16 protein-coding genes are annotated in these 15,142 nt (G+C 39.1%); 6 read left to right on the top strand and 10 right to left on the bottom strand.

From position 1 onward, the window contains the following. The first annotated feature begins 396 nt into the window (after positions 1–396). The 3 genes from EHQ64_RS04350 to EHQ64_RS04340 all read left to right on the top strand — a co-directional run bounded on the left by EHQ64_RS04350 (position 397) and on the right by EHQ64_RS04340 (position 4,222). Positions 397–1,233, top strand: a complete 837-nt coding sequence (locus EHQ64_RS04350) for a sterol desaturase family protein (RefSeq protein ID WP_135648285.1) — start codon at positions 397–399, stop codon at positions 1,231–1,233. 295 nt (positions 1,234–1,528) lie between these two features. Next, a complete protein-coding gene (locus EHQ64_RS04345; RefSeq protein WP_135648284.1) occupies positions 1,529–2,632 on the top strand; it encodes a methyltransferase domain-containing protein in 1,104 nt (367 codons plus the stop codon). 579 nt (positions 2,633–3,211) lie between these two features. After that, a complete protein-coding gene (locus tag EHQ64_RS04340; RefSeq protein ID WP_135648283.1) occupies positions 3,212–4,222 on the top strand; it encodes a patatin-like phospholipase family protein in 1,011 nt (336 codons plus the stop codon). 3 nt (positions 4,223–4,225) lie between these two features. Here EHQ64_RS04340 and EHQ64_RS04335 read toward each other — a convergent pair whose 3' ends face one another. Next, positions 4,226–5,062: a sigma-70 family RNA polymerase sigma factor gene (locus EHQ64_RS04335; protein ID WP_246048591.1), complete on the bottom strand. Its 837-nt coding sequence runs from the start codon at positions 5,060–5,062 to the stop codon at positions 4,226–4,228. Between the two features lie 314 nt (positions 5,063–5,376). Then, positions 5,377–6,135 carry a dioxygenase family protein gene (locus tag EHQ64_RS04330; RefSeq protein WP_135648282.1) on the bottom strand — a complete coding sequence of 253 codons (759 nt, stop codon included), beginning with the start codon at positions 6,133–6,135 and terminating at the stop codon, positions 5,377–5,379. A gap of 282 nt (positions 6,136–6,417) precedes the next feature. On the opposite strand from EHQ64_RS04330, the gene EHQ64_RS04325 reads away from it, so the two are divergent. Beyond that, entirely contained in the window at positions 6,418–6,891 is a 474-nt protein-coding gene (locus EHQ64_RS04325) for a hypothetical protein (protein WP_246048590.1), read from the top strand. 184 nt (positions 6,892–7,075) lie between these two features. Continuing rightward, positions 7,076–7,756: a hypothetical protein gene (locus EHQ64_RS04320; RefSeq protein WP_135648281.1), complete on the top strand. Its 681-nt coding sequence runs from the start codon at positions 7,076–7,078 to the stop codon at positions 7,754–7,756. Positions 7,757–7,767: 11 nt separating this feature from the next. On the opposite strand, the gene EHQ64_RS04315 is transcribed toward EHQ64_RS04320, so the two are convergent. Beyond that, on the bottom strand, positions 7,768–8,331 hold the full coding sequence (locus EHQ64_RS04315; protein WP_135648280.1) for a SelL-related redox protein: 564 nt from the start codon (positions 8,329–8,331) through the stop codon (positions 7,768–7,770). A gap of 78 nt (positions 8,332–8,409) precedes the next feature. Between EHQ64_RS04315 and EHQ64_RS04310 the strand changes: the two genes are divergently transcribed. Continuing rightward, positions 8,410–9,120 (top strand): TerC family protein, encoded by a 711-nt coding sequence (locus EHQ64_RS04310; RefSeq protein ID WP_135648279.1) that lies wholly within the window; start codon positions 8,410–8,412, stop codon positions 9,118–9,120. Here EHQ64_RS04310 and EHQ64_RS04305 read toward each other — a convergent pair. From EHQ64_RS04305 to EHQ64_RS04275, 7 genes are all read right to left on the bottom strand, one after another. Further along, complete coding sequence (locus EHQ64_RS04305; RefSeq protein ID WP_135648278.1) at positions 9,080–10,528, bottom strand: peptidase C69 family protein; 1,449 nt, start codon at positions 10,526–10,528, stop codon at positions 9,080–9,082. The two genes, EHQ64_RS04310 and EHQ64_RS04305, sit on opposite strands and share 41 nt — an antisense overlap. A gap of 43 nt (positions 10,529–10,571) precedes the next feature. Continuing rightward, on the bottom strand, positions 10,572–11,897 hold the full coding sequence (locus EHQ64_RS04300) for a PP2C family protein-serine/threonine phosphatase (RefSeq protein ID WP_135648277.1): 1,326 nt from the start codon (positions 11,895–11,897) through the stop codon (positions 10,572–10,574). After that, positions 11,860–12,282: an acyl-CoA thioesterase gene (locus EHQ64_RS04295; protein ID WP_135648276.1), complete on the bottom strand. Its 423-nt coding sequence runs from the start codon at positions 12,280–12,282 to the stop codon at positions 11,860–11,862. Before EHQ64_RS04295 ends, EHQ64_RS04300 begins: the two co-directional genes overlap by 38 nt. 113 nt (positions 12,283–12,395) lie before the next feature. Continuing rightward, positions 12,396–12,974, bottom strand: a complete 579-nt coding sequence (locus tag EHQ64_RS04290; protein WP_135648275.1) for a hypothetical protein — start codon at positions 12,972–12,974, stop codon at positions 12,396–12,398. A gap of 323 nt (positions 12,975–13,297) precedes the next feature. After that, on the bottom strand, positions 13,298–13,738 hold the full coding sequence (locus EHQ64_RS04285; RefSeq protein WP_135648274.1) for a VOC family protein: 441 nt from the start codon (positions 13,736–13,738) through the stop codon (positions 13,298–13,300). A gap of 116 nt (positions 13,739–13,854) precedes the next feature. Continuing rightward, complete coding sequence (locus tag EHQ64_RS04280; RefSeq protein WP_246048589.1) at positions 13,855–14,361, bottom strand: MepB family protein; 507 nt, start codon at positions 14,359–14,361, stop codon at positions 13,855–13,857. Positions 14,362–14,378: 17 nt separating this feature from the next. Then, positions 14,379–14,963, bottom strand: coding sequence for a hypothetical protein (locus EHQ64_RS04275; protein ID WP_135648272.1), 585 nt, complete (start codon positions 14,961–14,963; stop codon positions 14,379–14,381). Positions 14,964–15,142: the final 179 nt, after the last annotated feature.

The following is a 15,142-nucleotide window of genomic DNA, read 5'->3' as shown; positions in this document are numbered from 1 at the left end:
AATCTCGCGGGTCACGCTACTCTATATGTTTTCAAAGATCTTTTAAGATCCCCTCAGGACTCTTTCCCTCCCGGGTGAATTCCTTCAGGCGTAAAGACCATATTAATTACGTCACCCAACCGGTCAAATAACTTTTGTAAAAATTGATTCGAATTTTAGTTCGTTTTCAGAGAAAATTCTGAAGATTTTTCTTAGATTTTTTTAAAGAACCGGAAGAATTGAATTCATAATTCTCTTCCGATTGCCGACAGAGTTTTGTTTTAAAAATTAATAATTTATTTCTGCTCTTAAGGAAGATCGTAACGATCTTTTCTTTGATTATAATTTTTCATCTAGCCCATTCATTCAATACTTACAGCAAGACTTACGCTAAACTCCTCAAGAAAGAGGAAGTGTATGAGTTTAATCCGATTTCTTATTTATCCGATTTGTTTTTTCGGAAGTTCAATTTCGTTTTTGATATTAGCGAATTCAAAGTTCGGAATATTTTATTCTTCCGTTCTATGTTTTACGATCTTAGCGATTGTGGTTTTTTATCTGGAAAAGTTTTTTCCTTATGATCCGGAATGGAATCGGAACTTGGGAGATCTTTCCACGGACATCATTCATAATTTTGTAAATTTTCTTTTGATCTTCTTTACTTATGAATCGATTTCTTTTTTAAAAACAAAAATCGAGTATCTAAGTTTCTGGCCGGATCATCTCCCTTTCTTCGTCCAGGTTTTACTCGCAGGACTTTGTATTGATCTTGGAATGTATTGGATCCATAGGCTGAGCCACTCGATCCCTTTCTTATGGAAACTTCACTCTGTTCATCATAGTTCTGAAAGATTGTATTGGCTAAATGGCGAGAAAAGACACCCTATTCATGCGATCTTGGAAGGAACTCCCGGGGTTCTGGTCGTTTTCATTTTAGGAGCTTCTCCTGAGATAGTACTTGGTTGGTTGAGTATCCTAAGTTTTCATCTCATGTTCCAACATGGAAATATGGATTATAAAAGCGGTTTCTTAAAATATATATTCTCGGTTTCAGAATTACATCGCTGGCATCATAGAAAGAAATACAGAGAAACTCAGGTGAATTACGGAGCAGTATTTTCCTTCTGGGATCGGATTTTTGGTAGCTCGTTAGGCGGAGAAGGTTTCGTAAAAGGTGCAGAAGTCGGCTTAGAAAGAGAAACTATCTTCCCGAAAGATTATCTGGGCCAACTCGCAGAGCCGTTTCGTTTTTAGTTTCGCACAGAGAGCACTGAGGTCACAGAGGGGTTTAAGGCTTTTGGCATATTACGATACTTTCTTTTTCACTCAGAGGCGCAGAGCCGCGGAGTTTTTATTTAATTTTACTCCTCCGTGATCTCTGTGTGCTCCGTGAGAACTCTTTTTATTTCGCACGGAGGCAAGGGGAACACAGAGAGATGGGTTAAAATTATTCGAATATACAAAATATTTTACATGTATTCCTAAAAACTGGCCTTTATTCGGAAACAATCCTTTGCCCTACCTCGTATTCTCGAAGTATGAGATCCTTATGGCGCAAATTCTAGATAAAACCACCTTAGATTCCGTTCAGCAATATTACGGAAAAGTCCTACAATCCAGTTCGGACCTAAAAACGGGGGCCTGTTGTTCTACAGAATCCCTTCCTAAAAATGTGCAGGAGATCCTGCCACTTATCCATCAGGAAGTGAAGGATAAATTTTACGGATGTGGCTCCCCTTTTCCGCCTCAATTAAAAGGTGCTAGAGTCCTGGATTTAGGTAGTGGAAGTGGAAGAGATTCCTTTTTACTTTCTAATCTGGTCGGACAAAACGGAAAAGTGATCGGAGTAGATATGACCGAAGAACAAATTTCTTTGGCGAATCGATATGTGGATTATCATACGGAAAAATTCGGATACTCTAAACCAAATATAGAATTTAGACACGGATATATAGAAGATCTGAAAACCCTTGGGATCGAAGACGAATCAGTAGATTTGGTAGTTTCCAACTGCGTGATCAATCTTTCTCCGGATAAAAAAAGCGTTTTTAAAGAGATCTTCAGGGTTTTAAAACCTGGCGGAGAATTATACTTCAGCGATGTATTCGCTAGCAGAAGAGTTCCTACAAATCTTAAAAATGATCCTGTTCTTCTGGGAGAATGTTTAGGAGGAGCTCTTTATACGGAAGACTTCAGAAGGTTGATCTTCGATCTAGGGATCAGAGATTTTAGAGTGATCTCTTCGAGTAAAATTTCCCTTCAGAACGAAGATATAGAAAGAAAAGTAGGAATGATCGATTTCTATTCGGTTACTTATAGAATTTTCAAATTGAAAGAATTGGAAGATAAATGCGAGGACTATGGACAAGTCGCTTTTTATCTCGGAACAATTCCGGAACATCCTCATGCTTTTCTATTGGATGATCATCATATTCTTAGAAAAGGTCTTCCGATGCTTGTTTGCGGAAATACTGCTGCTATGCTTTCCAAGGCTAGATACAAAGATCATTTTAAGATCGTAGGAGATACTTCAGTTCATTATGGTCTTTTTGATTGTGGTCCAAGCCCTGCCTCTCTTGCGATCACTACTCAAGGTATTCCTTCTGCTCCGGATGCTTTGTCTGGTGGTTCGATAGGCGGAGCTTGTTGTTGATCATTCTTTAGCTACAGTTTTCACGCAGAGCCGCGGAGGGTTTTTCTTTTTACTCCGTGATCTCTGTGTGCTCCGTGCGAACTTTTTTGGTTTCGCACTGAGCTCACGGAGAACACAGAGAGTTTATGGTTACGGGTTGCGGGTTCGTGTTTATTCTTATGCAACATGTCCGTTTCAAATTTGACTTCGCTATGCTTCAGTCACCGACTCGCTAACGCGGTCGTTTTCTCGCTTCCTATGGGTCGCTGCGGCAAGGATACGAAGGGCTTTAGTCCGGCGAAGCCGGATGAGCGCAACTGCGCGAACCCGTAGTAGCCTGGTCCTCACGAAGTGAGGAGCCGCCCTGGTTTTGTGAGTTAATATGGGTTCGTGTTTATTCTTATGCAACATGTCCGTTTCAAATTTGACTTCGCTATGCTTCAGTCACCGACTCGCTGACGCGGTCGTTTCCTCGCTTCCTATGGGTCGCTGCGGAATGTTGCAAAAAAGTTTTGCTTTCGATAGAAAAAGAAAATCGAATTTTGAGACTTCACTTCCAAGTTTCTTGCAAAGTGAGAAGGATCAGAAATCATATCTTTGATGAGTTCTTATTTTTCTCCAGGGCAACCAGACCAGAGTGGAATGATCATTGGTTTGCCAAAGGCCAAAAAAGGAGCAAGAGCCTTAGTTGTTGCAGGCGGTGGAATGAAAGGTTCCTTCGCAGGTGGTGCATTGTATGCGATCAACCAAGCAGTGCCTTCTACTTTTTTCGATCTTATTTTGGGGGTTTCTTCCGGTTCTTGCGCCGCGGCTTATTATACTACCGGCTACGAAGCGGATCATGCGGAAGGCCTTCGTATCTTGGACATTTGGAGAAAAGAACTTACCGGAAACCAATTGATCTCCTTCCTTAATCCGTTTCGTGGCAAAACTTTTTTAGACCAAGAATATCTGATCGATTATCTTTTCGGGACAAAGTATAGACTTCCTGCGGAATATTTGGAGAAGAAAGAAACTTCTCCTTTTTATGTTGTGGTTACGAATCTTGCCAAAGCGAGAGCCGAGTATGTGAAAGCAACTGCTTCCAACGTATTAAATCTTTTGAAAGCTGCGACCTCTCTGCCGATCGCTACCAGAGGAAAATGGAAATTAGGAGGGCAATATTACGGGGACGGAGGGATCTCGGATCCGATTCCTGTTGAATCGGTGATCCAAGCAGGATATAAGGACATTACAATTGTCTTAAATAGTCCTGAAGATGAATTTTCCGATCCGATCCCGAAATTCCAAGGTTGGCTTTCCTACCCATCCAATAAAAAATTATCTCATATGATCAGTAAAGTGCATCATACGATGTACAATCGCGCTGTCCATATTATCCATGCTCCCCCGAAAGGAGTAAAGATCAGGGTTATCTCTCCGGAAGAATCAGAGCTTAGTATGGTAACAACTAGTTCTAAATTGCTTAATCGTTCCGTAACAAAAGGAATGGAAGCAGGCCAAAGACTAGTGGCAAACCTAATTACCGAAATATCGGGACTTAAGAGTAAATCCAAACTTTTAAGTAAACTTTTTATTCCGATGATCAAACCTGACGATACAAAACATTAAACCCTAAGCCGCTTCCAATCTACCGATGACTCGGATCTCTGCCTTTTGTTTTAACTTTGTAATTGCGGAATAATAGATCCTTCTTACTGTATACTGGCTCATTCCTAAATAAGAACTGATCGTTCTGAAACTTTTTTCTTCCGAAACGGATAAGGAAGTTTCCCTTAAGTTCTTTCTATAAACCTTCCATTTTTCCACTTTTTTGAAATTATCCATCCAAACGTTTTGATACATTCTCGAAAGTTTATCGTTCAGGATCTTTTGTTTTTTCCAGATCTTTCTTTCTTCCTCTAAATCTTCCAGGTAATAATCTCTAAGACTTTTGTTTTTCTCTTTTAGTTTTAAATATAGGATCCTAAGCTCAGAGAGTTCCAAAGGGATCCTATGTTTTAGTTTTACGATAAGAGAATGTAAGGGCTCCAACTCGGAAAGTATATCGTGGATCTGGTAGGTATTTTCCCTGTGCTGATTCAGGATTTCCTTCGTAAAATCCGAATTCGGATCGTAAAATCGTTCGAAACGGTCCGCTAAAATCTCGGATCTATCAAATCGGATCTCCCTTCTTCTCTGATTGAATATTATTTTTTTAGCATATGATGTGAAAAATGCGGGAAAATTGGAATATTCCCTTTCTCTATACATCTTAAGGATCTCTTCTGCTCGCAAAACAAGTCTTAACACCACTTCTGCGCAAGCGTCCTCATCTAATCCATACCGGCCCATCGCAAGTCTCCAGGCCCAAACCCAGGCTTCTTTTAAAAATTCGCCGACATCCCCTTCTCTATAGTAGAATTCGACGGAAGAAATAAGTCTTTGGTCTTTATCGAATAATTTAGCCATGATCGGATTTCGATTTTTCGGTTCCGATCATCCATTCTTATTAACTTAGAAGGGTTCGCGTTAATTCTATAACTGGAATTTAAAACGAACTTTTTTGATTTTTTTTTCAAGAAATCATTGGATAGAAAACGTAATCTCTCTGTGCCCTCAGTGAACTCTGTGCTAAATCAAAAAAAAGTTCGCACGGAGCCCGCAGAGATCACGGAGTAAAAAACCCTTGGCAGTTTTGCGCGTCTGCGTGAAAACCGAAGCTAAAAAATAATCAAAAAGATTTCCGCTCATAAAACTGTCTGATAAATAATTCAGATCACTTTTCAATTCGCGATCCCAACAGTTAAACTCGCGATATATCCGCCCGAAGAAGTATCTTCGGCGATCGTGCATAATTCCAAACTCAGATCTTTTGCCGAATTTTTAAAGATCCCGTCGGAGCAATTTCCTGATACGGAAGTATTCTGCCCATGAACCGAATACAGAGATCCTTCATATACTATTTTTGTAATATCTTCCGGAAATGCGATCTGAGAAGTAGCAACAAGCCCGTTATTCAAATACACCTGAAAATGAATATGTGTGATTCGTCCAGGATACCAACCTGGATAGATCGTAGTAAAACGAACAATGCCTGATGAGTCCGTAAGCTGTATACCTCTACAAAAAGTTTCTCCCACGTAATCTTTAGTTCCAAGATATCCGGTTTGTTTATATCCCGAATAATAACCGTCCTTATCACAATGCCATATATCCACTCTTGCATTCGCGATCGGATTACAATTATCGTTCACATTTTGTATCTTAAGCACAAGACTGAGAGGAGTTCCAACATGTCCTTCAGTAACATCGGACCTAAAATAGGAAGAATTAGAACTTAGATCCAATGGATACGGACCCTTAACTTCTTCCGGGATCAAAGCACAAATGGAAGAAGAAACCGACACATCATCCGGATTGCAAGATCCTGTATCCATAAGCACACCACCTAGGATCCCTAGATCGGCTGCACTTCCGTTCTTATCCGTATTACATGTTCCTAAACCGGAAAATATCGCTCCGGAAACGAATAAACTTTTCAAAAAATCTTTTCTTCTCAATGATAGCCCTCTTAAAGATTTGCCTATTCGCTTATAAAATGCGGCAAGAGCAAAAGATATTATTCACATATAGATAAACCCGATCCAAAAGGAATGTTCCCGAAAAAAGAGAACTGATCTAAAAAAGTTTCAACTTATTCAATCATAAATGAACTCTCACCGAAAACACAGAGTCCACTGAGGTTTTTAATATATATAAATTCCTTTCGTTCTTCGCGAGTTCTGTGCGCAACTTACTTGAAGCGGACCAAGTAAAAATATAAAATGAAACCGAACCTTACTTTAGCAGGTCGCAATAAAAAACAAAAGGGAAGAACAAGAGAACTTTCCGCAACGAGGACAAACATCATGAAAAGACTCATCTTAAGTGGCGCTTTAATCTTATTATTCGCCGTATCAATTTCCGCTCAACCTGGACCGGGACAAGGAGAAAGACCTCATAGAGAAGATCCATGCAAATCCGAAAGACAAACCTATTGCAAAGATGCAAGGCCAGGTCCTGAAACTCATAACTGTTTAAAAGAAAATCTTAGTAAACTTTCCGAAACTTGCAAAACGCATATCAACGACATGATAGTTCGCATGGAAAAAGTAAAGGCTGCCTGCGCGGAAGACGAAGAAAAATATTGTAAAAACGTGGAACAAGGTAGAGGACATATGAGATGTTTGAAAGAGAATGAAAACAAAATATCCGCTGCTTGTAAAGCGGCGCTTCCTCCTCCACCCCCTAGAATGTAATAGAAATAAGAAAAGCCCTTGGAACGGGGCTTTTCTATACAAAGAATTCTAACTTAAAGCATATCTAATGCGTATAAAGGAAATGAACTTCTCCCGAAATCTCCACTAATTTAAAGCTTTTCGGATCGAATGGAGCTAAAAGATTGTAATTTACTATATCTTTACGGTTCCAAGGATCTCTTTGATGATTTTTCTGAGAAAAGTATTATTCGTTTTGATTGGAATTCTCCTTTTCAGTCGCTGTGCTGCCCCAAGTATTTATGGAAATTTCACACCGACAAATACAATGTTCAAAAAAGTCCCAATCCTTCCTGAACAAGTAATTATATACACAGAATCACTTCCATTAGGCATTAGAAAGGGTTACAGTGGCTTTTTTGAAGTGGAAAACAAATATAAGAATAAAATAGAAATTGTCGGAAAAATAGAAGTAGAGCTCCGCGAGGGTTATATTAATCATCCAGGCTCACATCCAATCCCTTATTTCATTCGACCAGAAGAAGAAGACGGTCTTGGAGAATATTGCCGGGGTTTTCCTCTAGTAATTCTACCTTTGCCGGGCTTTAATATAATTAATCCATTTGCTTGGCCTTGTGCGAGCGCAAAAAATTATGCAGGAAGTCTTCCAGAGTCTATTACTTATAGGAATAAAGTTAGAGAAGAGTGGGTTCGAAAATTAGCTTCTGAAAATGGTGCAGAAATTGTATTTATGTTCGAGGCACAAGAAGGCTATTCTTTTAATACTAGTACGACTACGAGTTATGATAAAAAAACTTCTTACCAAAGCACAAGTATCAATCCTAGGATCGAATGGCAGATTTTTGCTGTAAAGGTATTGGATAAGAATTACTTTAAAATGAAATAAAGGTTCTTATCTTAGGCAGGTAATATCCCGGTATCATATTCCCCATTGGGAAGAGGAGTACAACCGGGTAATTTACTCCAATCAGGTTCGTCTCCTATATGTCTATACTGATGTTCCCAAAGGATACGATCCTTTAACACCAAAAAGACTCCAGGCATTCTTAAAAGATGCCGGCCTTGGACTCCGTAAAAATTTCCTTTTGCTAAAGCACGAACCGCGCTTACCCATACTTCCGGGCCGGCCAATTCTAATAAATTTCCTTCCTGAACATTTGCCATTCCATATAAAACGGCAGAAGGATCTGCAACAACTTTTGCTTCCGGCCAGAATCTAGAGAAAAAATCTTCTCCTTTTCTAAGAGTGTCCGGATATACAAATAAGATAGGAGGCAAGGCCGCCATCTCAGAACTGAAAAGCCGAAGGTCTTCTACAGTTTCTCTGCAGAATATACAACCTAAATGACGCAAAAAAACGACTAAGCTAGGTTTTTGAGGAAGGTTATCTCCTAAAAATTTGCCGATCAAATTTCTTCCTTCGACCGGAGCTTCCAAAATTTCTTTAGGTAGGAATTTCATCTCTTCTATTCAAATCTTCTCCCATGGGGGGAAGGAAATCGATTGCTTTTCTAATCCTTAGACGAATTTCTTTCTACAATGGATTTTCATCTAATAGACCTAATCATCTCTCTTTTGACCCTTACTGCAATGGAAATCGTTCTAGGGATCGATAATATTGTATTTCTTTCCATAGTTGTAGGAAAACTTCCGAAAGAACAACAAAGAAGCGGAAGAACCATAGGTCTAATCGCTGCGCTCGGATTTAGGATCGGATTACTTTTTACAGTTAGTTGGCTTGCAAGTCTTACAAACGGATTATTCCAAGTCGGGAATTTCGTAGTGACAGGTAGAGATCTGATCATGTTAGGAGGAGGACTCTTCCTGATCGCCAAAAGTACAAGCGAGATCCATCATAAAATGGAAGAAGGAGAAACGGATCTAGGCTCCGGAACTTCCCCTTCTTTTTTGAATGTGATCCTACAAATTATCATCTTAGATATTATTTTTTCAGTAGATTCTATCATCACTGCGGTAGGGCTCTCCGGGAATTTAACCGTGATGGTTTTAGCAGTTATCATCTCTCTTGTGATCATGTTGATCTTTTCAGGAAAGGTCAGCGACTTTATCAACGAACATCCTACAATGAAAATTCTTGCGCTCTCCTTTTTGATCATGATCGGAGTGATGTTATTCGCAGATGGATTACATTTCCATATTCCGAAAGGATATATTTATTTCTCTATGGCATTCTCTCTTTTGGTAGAATTCATAAATATGCGGGTTCGTAAGGCAAATCAATCCCCTTAAGCACTTTAGAATTGATCCTTGCCTTTCTATTCCAGATCGCCCAACTTAGATTATAAACTGGAGAAGTCCAAAAATTCGGCAGGATATTCCCATTCACTGCCAATTCCAAAACTTGGTTTCTCCATTTATAATATAATTTAGAAGTTTCCTCCAAAACTTCCTTAGTGATCGGATCTAAGGAAACATTTCTTTTTTGGGAAAGAATAGATCCTACTTTTTGAATATACTTTTCTTGTTTTTCCTTTAGTTCCGCGCTAAAAACGGAGACTGCCTTATCGTAATTTTTTAAACATAATCTGTATAAGATCTCATGATTCCACCATAAGGAAGCATCAGGAGTAGCCCCAGGCTGAACAATATTCCCTTCCATTACTGTTTTTCCAGGAACGGAGAAAGGAATAAAAATAGAAGTGGAAGGAATAGAACAACCTGTCGCCCAAAACTGAGAGTGGATCGGATTCGGATCCAATTCGGCAACAAAGGAGGAAGTTGTTTGATTCGGAGAAAAAGGCCCTCCGGCATGCAAACAAACCGAACCCATTCCTGAATCGGAAGGGGAATATCTTAAACTTTTAGAAGGAAAACCTCCTTGGCTAATCGAGATAGGAACACTACCCTTCTCTTTTCCTTCCAATCTCAAGATCTGCATCGCTTCCATAACACCCAATTTGGAACCGAAAAATTTTCCGGCATCAGAAACGATCTTCCTTCTTATTTTACATTTACTTAAATTAGTAAAAAGAGAATCCGAAAAAGTTTCCCTAAAGGAGAATGTTTCCCCTTTTTTAAGCCAACCCTTCGCTCTTGCAAAATCTATCGCATGAGAATGAAGTCCGTCATAATCCGACTCTAAGGTCAAACCGTTGGAAATAGAATAGAATCCTTTGATCTTTTTCCAAGCCCAGTATCTATCTGCTGTCTCTAAAACGTATGCATCTTTCGAGTCTGCGATAATAAAACTATTATGATAGAAGAAGTCCCGATTCGAATATCCTCCGCATGCATCCTGCCCGAATTTTTCTAAACATTCTATGATCAGATCTCGGGCATCAGAAGCGGAGTCTGAACCTTCCAAAGCCAATCGAAGTAGGTCCATCCCTGTCAGGCCGTCGTTCTTTTTTTCGATCGGGATTTTAGTGAAAACCGCTTCGTTACCGATCGTAACACCTTTGGAATTTGTCCCCATCTCTGCTCCCCAAATATGAAGAGGACGAGAGATCAGGACTTCTCTGGACTTTTTAGAAATAGGAACATCACGAAATGTGACCCTCTGTAAATTTTCCTTATGAGTTTTTTCGGGAAAACGGACCAGGCATTGAGGCTCGTTCGGCTCTCGATCCGAATTTTTTCCAAAGATCATTTTTCCGGAAGAAGTACCATCCGGGGTGGCTACAAAAGTATCACACATAGGCCGGAATCCTAACTCTTCCTACAAGAAGAGCAAGACGTTTTTATAAAACTTCTAAAAGAAGCATGGTCATATCGTCCTTCAAAGGAGAAACATGTAACCCTAAAACTGCATCCCCCAAAGAGTCTAAAAACTCTTTACCCGAGAAAGAAGTATAATCTCTGATCAGATCCAAAAATGATTCGTAGCCGAAAAATTCTTTTCCTTCTCCGTAAAATTCGAAAAGCCCATCCGAAAATAATAAGACCCGATCTCCCGGTTCTAGAAAAATTTCGTAATCTTTATTGAATAATTTAGGAAGAGCCAAAAGTACAGTTCCTTTTCCTGCTAATTCTTGGACTGTGCCGTCCGGCTTGATCAGAACTGCCGGATGGTGTCCTGCATAAGAATAAATTAAACTTCTTTTTTCACGATCGAGTCTCATATAAACTGCAGTGATAAAAAATCCGCCGATCATAGTCATAAGAGATTCGTGAATGAGAGTGAGCCCCTTAGAAGGGCTTTCTGCGATCGGTGCAGTTGTTTTAAAGGCCATTACTGCCATTGCAGAAACCATTGCCGCTGAAACTCCATGGCCTGCTGCGTCGGCGAAGAAAAAATCCAGTTCTCCTTGTTTAGCGAGATCCGTTTTAATAAGATCTCCACCCACACTTTCCAAAGGTTTAAAGTAAGAATAGATCCTAAAATTCCCAGCTTCCGGAAATTCCAGATCCACCAAACTTTTCTGAGTGGTCTGAGCAAGCTCCAATTCCTCTTCGATATTCGCCTGGAATTTTTCCATCTGAACATCTGCTTCTAAAAGAGTTTCGAAGGTTTTCATCCTAAAACCGATTACGAGAACCGAAAGAATTGAGGAAGAAATTAATCCGAAATAGTACATTCCGACTTCTATCTTAGGATTCTCCACATGGATCCCTACGAAAAAGGCGACAGCAATAAACAGAAGAAGAACTGGGATTAACACCCTTCGATTATTGATGGAAACTCCGGTGCTGAAAACCACCAAGATCAGACCGAATAAATAGCCTAAGTATAATCCGTTAATGTATAACAGATAAAATGAATGAAGGCTCATGATAGCGAAATGGAATAAAAGAACGGGTTCGCTATATCGTTTAAAATTCTCGAATTTAAAACTTGAGAATATAGAAATAAAAATGAGAGTAACGTGAGAGATCCGGATCCACCTAGGATCAGAAAGTCCGTTTTCTGCCGGATCCCCGAATAATAGACCGAAACCCGCGAAGAATAGGAACAAAGACATCGCAAACCGAAATCTGGAAAGCGATTCCTCGGATAAAAATTCTTTTACGCTTGTGATTGCCGGTTCTTCAGCTATTTTGTTGGAGAAATTGTTCCTTGTAGGCATTTGGGATCGCCGCCGGTTTACCGGTAGAAAAATTAAACCATAACAGTTCCGCTTTTCCAGTCAACACGCATTCCCCCGCCTGATTCCACATGGAACAAATGATCGAAAACGATCTGTTCTTTACGGATTCCAATTTTACGGAAATATCAATCGTTTCGGGAAATCTTACCTGCTTTCTATAATCCATTTCTATATGAGTTAGGACCGGGCCACCTTCTGCAGGTTTTTGAGGAGATTCCCAAAGTCCCATATCATTAAAATAAGAGGCCCTGGCTGTCTCGAAATATCTTGCGTAAACTACATTATTCACATGGCCGAATGCATCCATGTCTCCCCAGGCAACTTTTTGCTGAACGCTGTATGGGTATCTTTCCGGTTTGGACATAATGTTAGAAAATTAGAATGCCTTAAATCTGAAAAGGAAAGAATTTATACCCTAAATTGATTTATCTTTCAAATAGAAGTGAAGTTGTCCTCTAGGCAACTTCTAAGACAAACTTAGGAGTTTTTCAAAAACTTATCATATTTTTGAAAAGCTTCCGCACTGAGGTCCTTCGAAACGTATTTTTTCAAATACTCCAAAAATATTTCAAAACCGGCTAAATAGGAAATGATCTCAATATAATTCTTTTGTTCATAAACACGAAAAGCCCCCTGTTGAAATCTAACTTTCGAAATACTTTTCCATTGGATCTCTTTTCTTTTTCGTGTGAGTCCGTAAGAAACAATCGAATCTTTCTCCAAAATGATCTCGTGATTTTTACTATAGAAAATTAAAAACAATGCCAAGAACATTAAAGGAACGATTATATAAAACATGATCGGATCAGGTAAAACGAATTTACCGTTCTGTTTATACAAAGAGTAAGAGTCTCCGAGCAAAATGATCGGAAGCGCTAAAAGAAGAATAAACGCAAGATACCAATACACTGTAGGAAATTTTAAAACAATTTTATTCCCGATCTGATTCGGCCTGGTCCTTCTTGCCAAAAAATAAATGAAATAGGAAATAATCCCACCAATTACAAAAGCAATCACTTCTGCTCGAATCTGTTCCCAAATACTATTCCAATCCAAATAATCACCTGATACTTTGTTATTTTCTAATATAACCGCCTTAAAAAAAAACGGTCATTTTATAAAGAAATGCACAGAAAAAATGAATCTAAATTTTGTTTAACTAGGTAGCCTTTCCAAGCCAAAATCAGCCCCCTCCCTGTTTTGGGTGGAGGGGAGTGGCTCGTGGGAGAGCGCTTACACGCCTAACATAAAATCGAGAAAAAGGCAAACAAATTAAAATCACTCGATCTATGTAGGAGCTCCTACAAATGAATCTTCATTCTACAATTGCCTTTTTGCACTACGCAAAGGCCACGTAGAAACAAAACCGCTCCACAAATTCATTTCAACTCTTCAGCAAGTGCAACGATAAAACCTTCCGGGCTTCTAAGGTAACATAGAAGATAACTATCCTCATATTGTTCCACCTTGCCTATAAGTTTAGCTCCATGTTTTTCCAGACGAGCAAGAACTTCTCTTAGATCATCAACTGCAAACATGATGCGACGAATTCCAAGAGTATTCGCTGGCTCATGTTTAGGTTCCAGACTGATCGCAGTAGGTCGAATAAATCGCGCTAGTTCCAAACGACTATGACCGTCTGGAGTTTTCATCATTGCGATATCGACTTGCATACCTTCGAGGCCCACAACATTATCCGCCCAAGACCCTTCTACTCTTGTCTGGCCTTCAAATTCCAAACCAATCTCGGCAAAAAAAGCAATCGTAGCCTCTAGATCCTCTACGATAATGCTAACATTATCCATCCTTTTAAGCGCCATTTCTTTGCACCTCCGCTTCAATCACATTATATCGCTGTATCTTTACGCATATTCACGAAATCCAAAACTACTCTGCCAGTTGAAGATTCGCCTCTATAATAAAAATACAATTATTACTATTTAAGATGAATTAATTTTCTGAGACGTAAAGCATCGTCTACAGTTATTCTTTTATGCTCAAAGAAATGCTGAGATTGCCAAAGTTGTGACAAGGTAGCTTGTTTGTTCAAGGCCGATTCCCAAGGAGGATAGATCCTAAACCCTCTTTTTCCTTCTCTTCTAGAAGAAATAATTCCTTTTTCAATAAGAATACTTTTAGGAAAAATAAAATGCCCGATCCGATCTAATTTTCTGACTTCAACTATAATCAGATCAATTTTATCATCTGACTGAAATGGTATTGTGACTCCGCTTATATTCCTTTTCCAAAGAGTAACAAAAAAGCCGATCTTTTTAGGAGTAATTTTCGCTAATCTAAAAATAACCTTCTTTTTATTTAGATCAAAGAGAGCGGCGTTATAGTCGGAACTTTCTTTTTCTAACTGATAATTCTCGATCTCTATATTGCAATTTTTAGAAAATAGTAGATTAACTTTCCTTAAACTCAAAGGAATTGTGTTCACAAAATCGCCCAACTTCCTTACACACCGGACCTTTTTAATTGTGCTTGGTAATCTAAAAAAGCAATTTCCCAGACATCCGAAGGGACAGATTTTTCTAATGCGAAAAGAAAAACTTCGAAATCGGATAAAAGTGTAACCACTTCAATCTTGTTATTACCGTCGTACAAGAGAAAAGCGGACTTTTTGAATTCGATGGATTCGATCTCTTTCCAGAAAATTTTCCTACGCTTTCGAAAAACTCCCCGAGATAAAATACCGTCCTGCTCTAGGATAATTACATAATATTTGCAATAGAGTATGAGCAAAATTCCGCATAAAAGCAAGATGCCGGAAACCAAAAATAAGATCGGATCCGGATAAGAAAGAATTCCATTCTTTTGAAAAGAAAAATAAAGATCTCCGATAAATATGACCGGGACCATGGACAGCAAAAGAAAACCTACAAATCTATAGGCAACAGGCAAACGAAGAAAACTACGTTTATCTTTTAACCTCAAATCAGTATATTTAATGAAGTAATTAATAATAAATGCGATGGAAGCGGCAAACGCGGATCCAAGAATAAGAGCTAAGATCCCATCTCCCAATTCCAACCACTCCATAATAATAATCCTAAAACCCCGTTTCCCAAAATGAGCTTTTATACTAAAATGCTGCTCTCAGATTTTTAAGTTCGCACGGAGGACACAGAGATCACTGAGAAAATTTCAAACCGCTAAAACTCTGTGCTCTCCGTGAACTCTGTGCGAAAAACAATTGCACTGGAAGGTCCGCCTACGGC

It is taken from the genome of Leptospira sarikeiensis (genome assembly GCF_004769615.1).
GTDB lineage: Bacteria > Spirochaetota > Leptospiria > Leptospirales > Leptospiraceae > Leptospira_B > Leptospira_B sarikeiensis.
The sequence above is the reverse complement of the archived record's forward strand: the minus strand, read 5'-3'. Positions and strand labels throughout refer to the sequence as shown.

Bases quoted from the DNA above. Each gene is read 5' to 3' on its own strand.
- EHQ64_RS04350 (WP_135648285.1), top strand. From the start codon at position 397: ATGAGTTTAATCCGATTTCTTATTTATCCGATTTGTTTTTTCGGAAGT.
- EHQ64_RS04345 (WP_135648284.1), top strand. From the start codon at position 1,529: ATGGCGCAAATTCTAGATAAAACCACCTTAGATTCCGTTCAGCAATAT.
- EHQ64_RS04340 (WP_135648283.1), top strand. From the start codon at position 3,212: ATGAGTTCTTATTTTTCTCCAGGGCAACCAGACCAGAGTGGAATGATC.
- EHQ64_RS04335 (WP_246048591.1), bottom strand. From the start codon at position 5,062: ATGGCTAAATTATTCGATAAAGACCAAAGACTTATTTCTTCCGTCGAA.
- EHQ64_RS04325 (WP_246048590.1), top strand. From the start codon at position 6,418: ATGAAACCGAACCTTACTTTAGCAGGTCGCAATAAAAAACAAAAGGGA.
- EHQ64_RS04320 (WP_135648281.1), top strand. From the start codon at position 7,076: ATGATTTTTCTGAGAAAAGTATTATTCGTTTTGATTGGAATTCTCCTT.
- EHQ64_RS04315 (WP_135648280.1), bottom strand. From the start codon at position 8,331: ATGAAATTCCTACCTAAAGAAATTTTGGAAGCTCCGGTCGAAGGAAGA.
- EHQ64_RS04310 (WP_135648279.1), top strand. From the start codon at position 8,410: ATGGATTTTCATCTAATAGACCTAATCATCTCTCTTTTGACCCTTACT.
- EHQ64_RS04305 (WP_135648278.1), bottom strand. From the start codon at position 10,528: ATGTGTGATACTTTTGTAGCCACCCCGGATGGTACTTCTTCCGGAAAA.
- EHQ64_RS04300 (WP_135648277.1), bottom strand. From the start codon at position 11,897: ATGCCTACAAGGAACAATTTCTCCAACAAAATAGCTGAAGAACCGGCA.
- EHQ64_RS04295 (WP_135648276.1), bottom strand. From the start codon at position 12,282: ATGTCCAAACCGGAAAGATACCCATACAGCGTTCAGCAAAAAGTTGCC.
- EHQ64_RS04285 (WP_135648274.1), bottom strand. From the start codon at position 13,738: ATGGCGCTTAAAAGGATGGATAATGTTAGCATTATCGTAGAGGATCTA.
- EHQ64_RS04275 (WP_135648272.1), bottom strand. From the start codon at position 14,963: ATGGAGTGGTTGGAATTGGGAGATGGGATCTTAGCTCTTATTCTTGGA.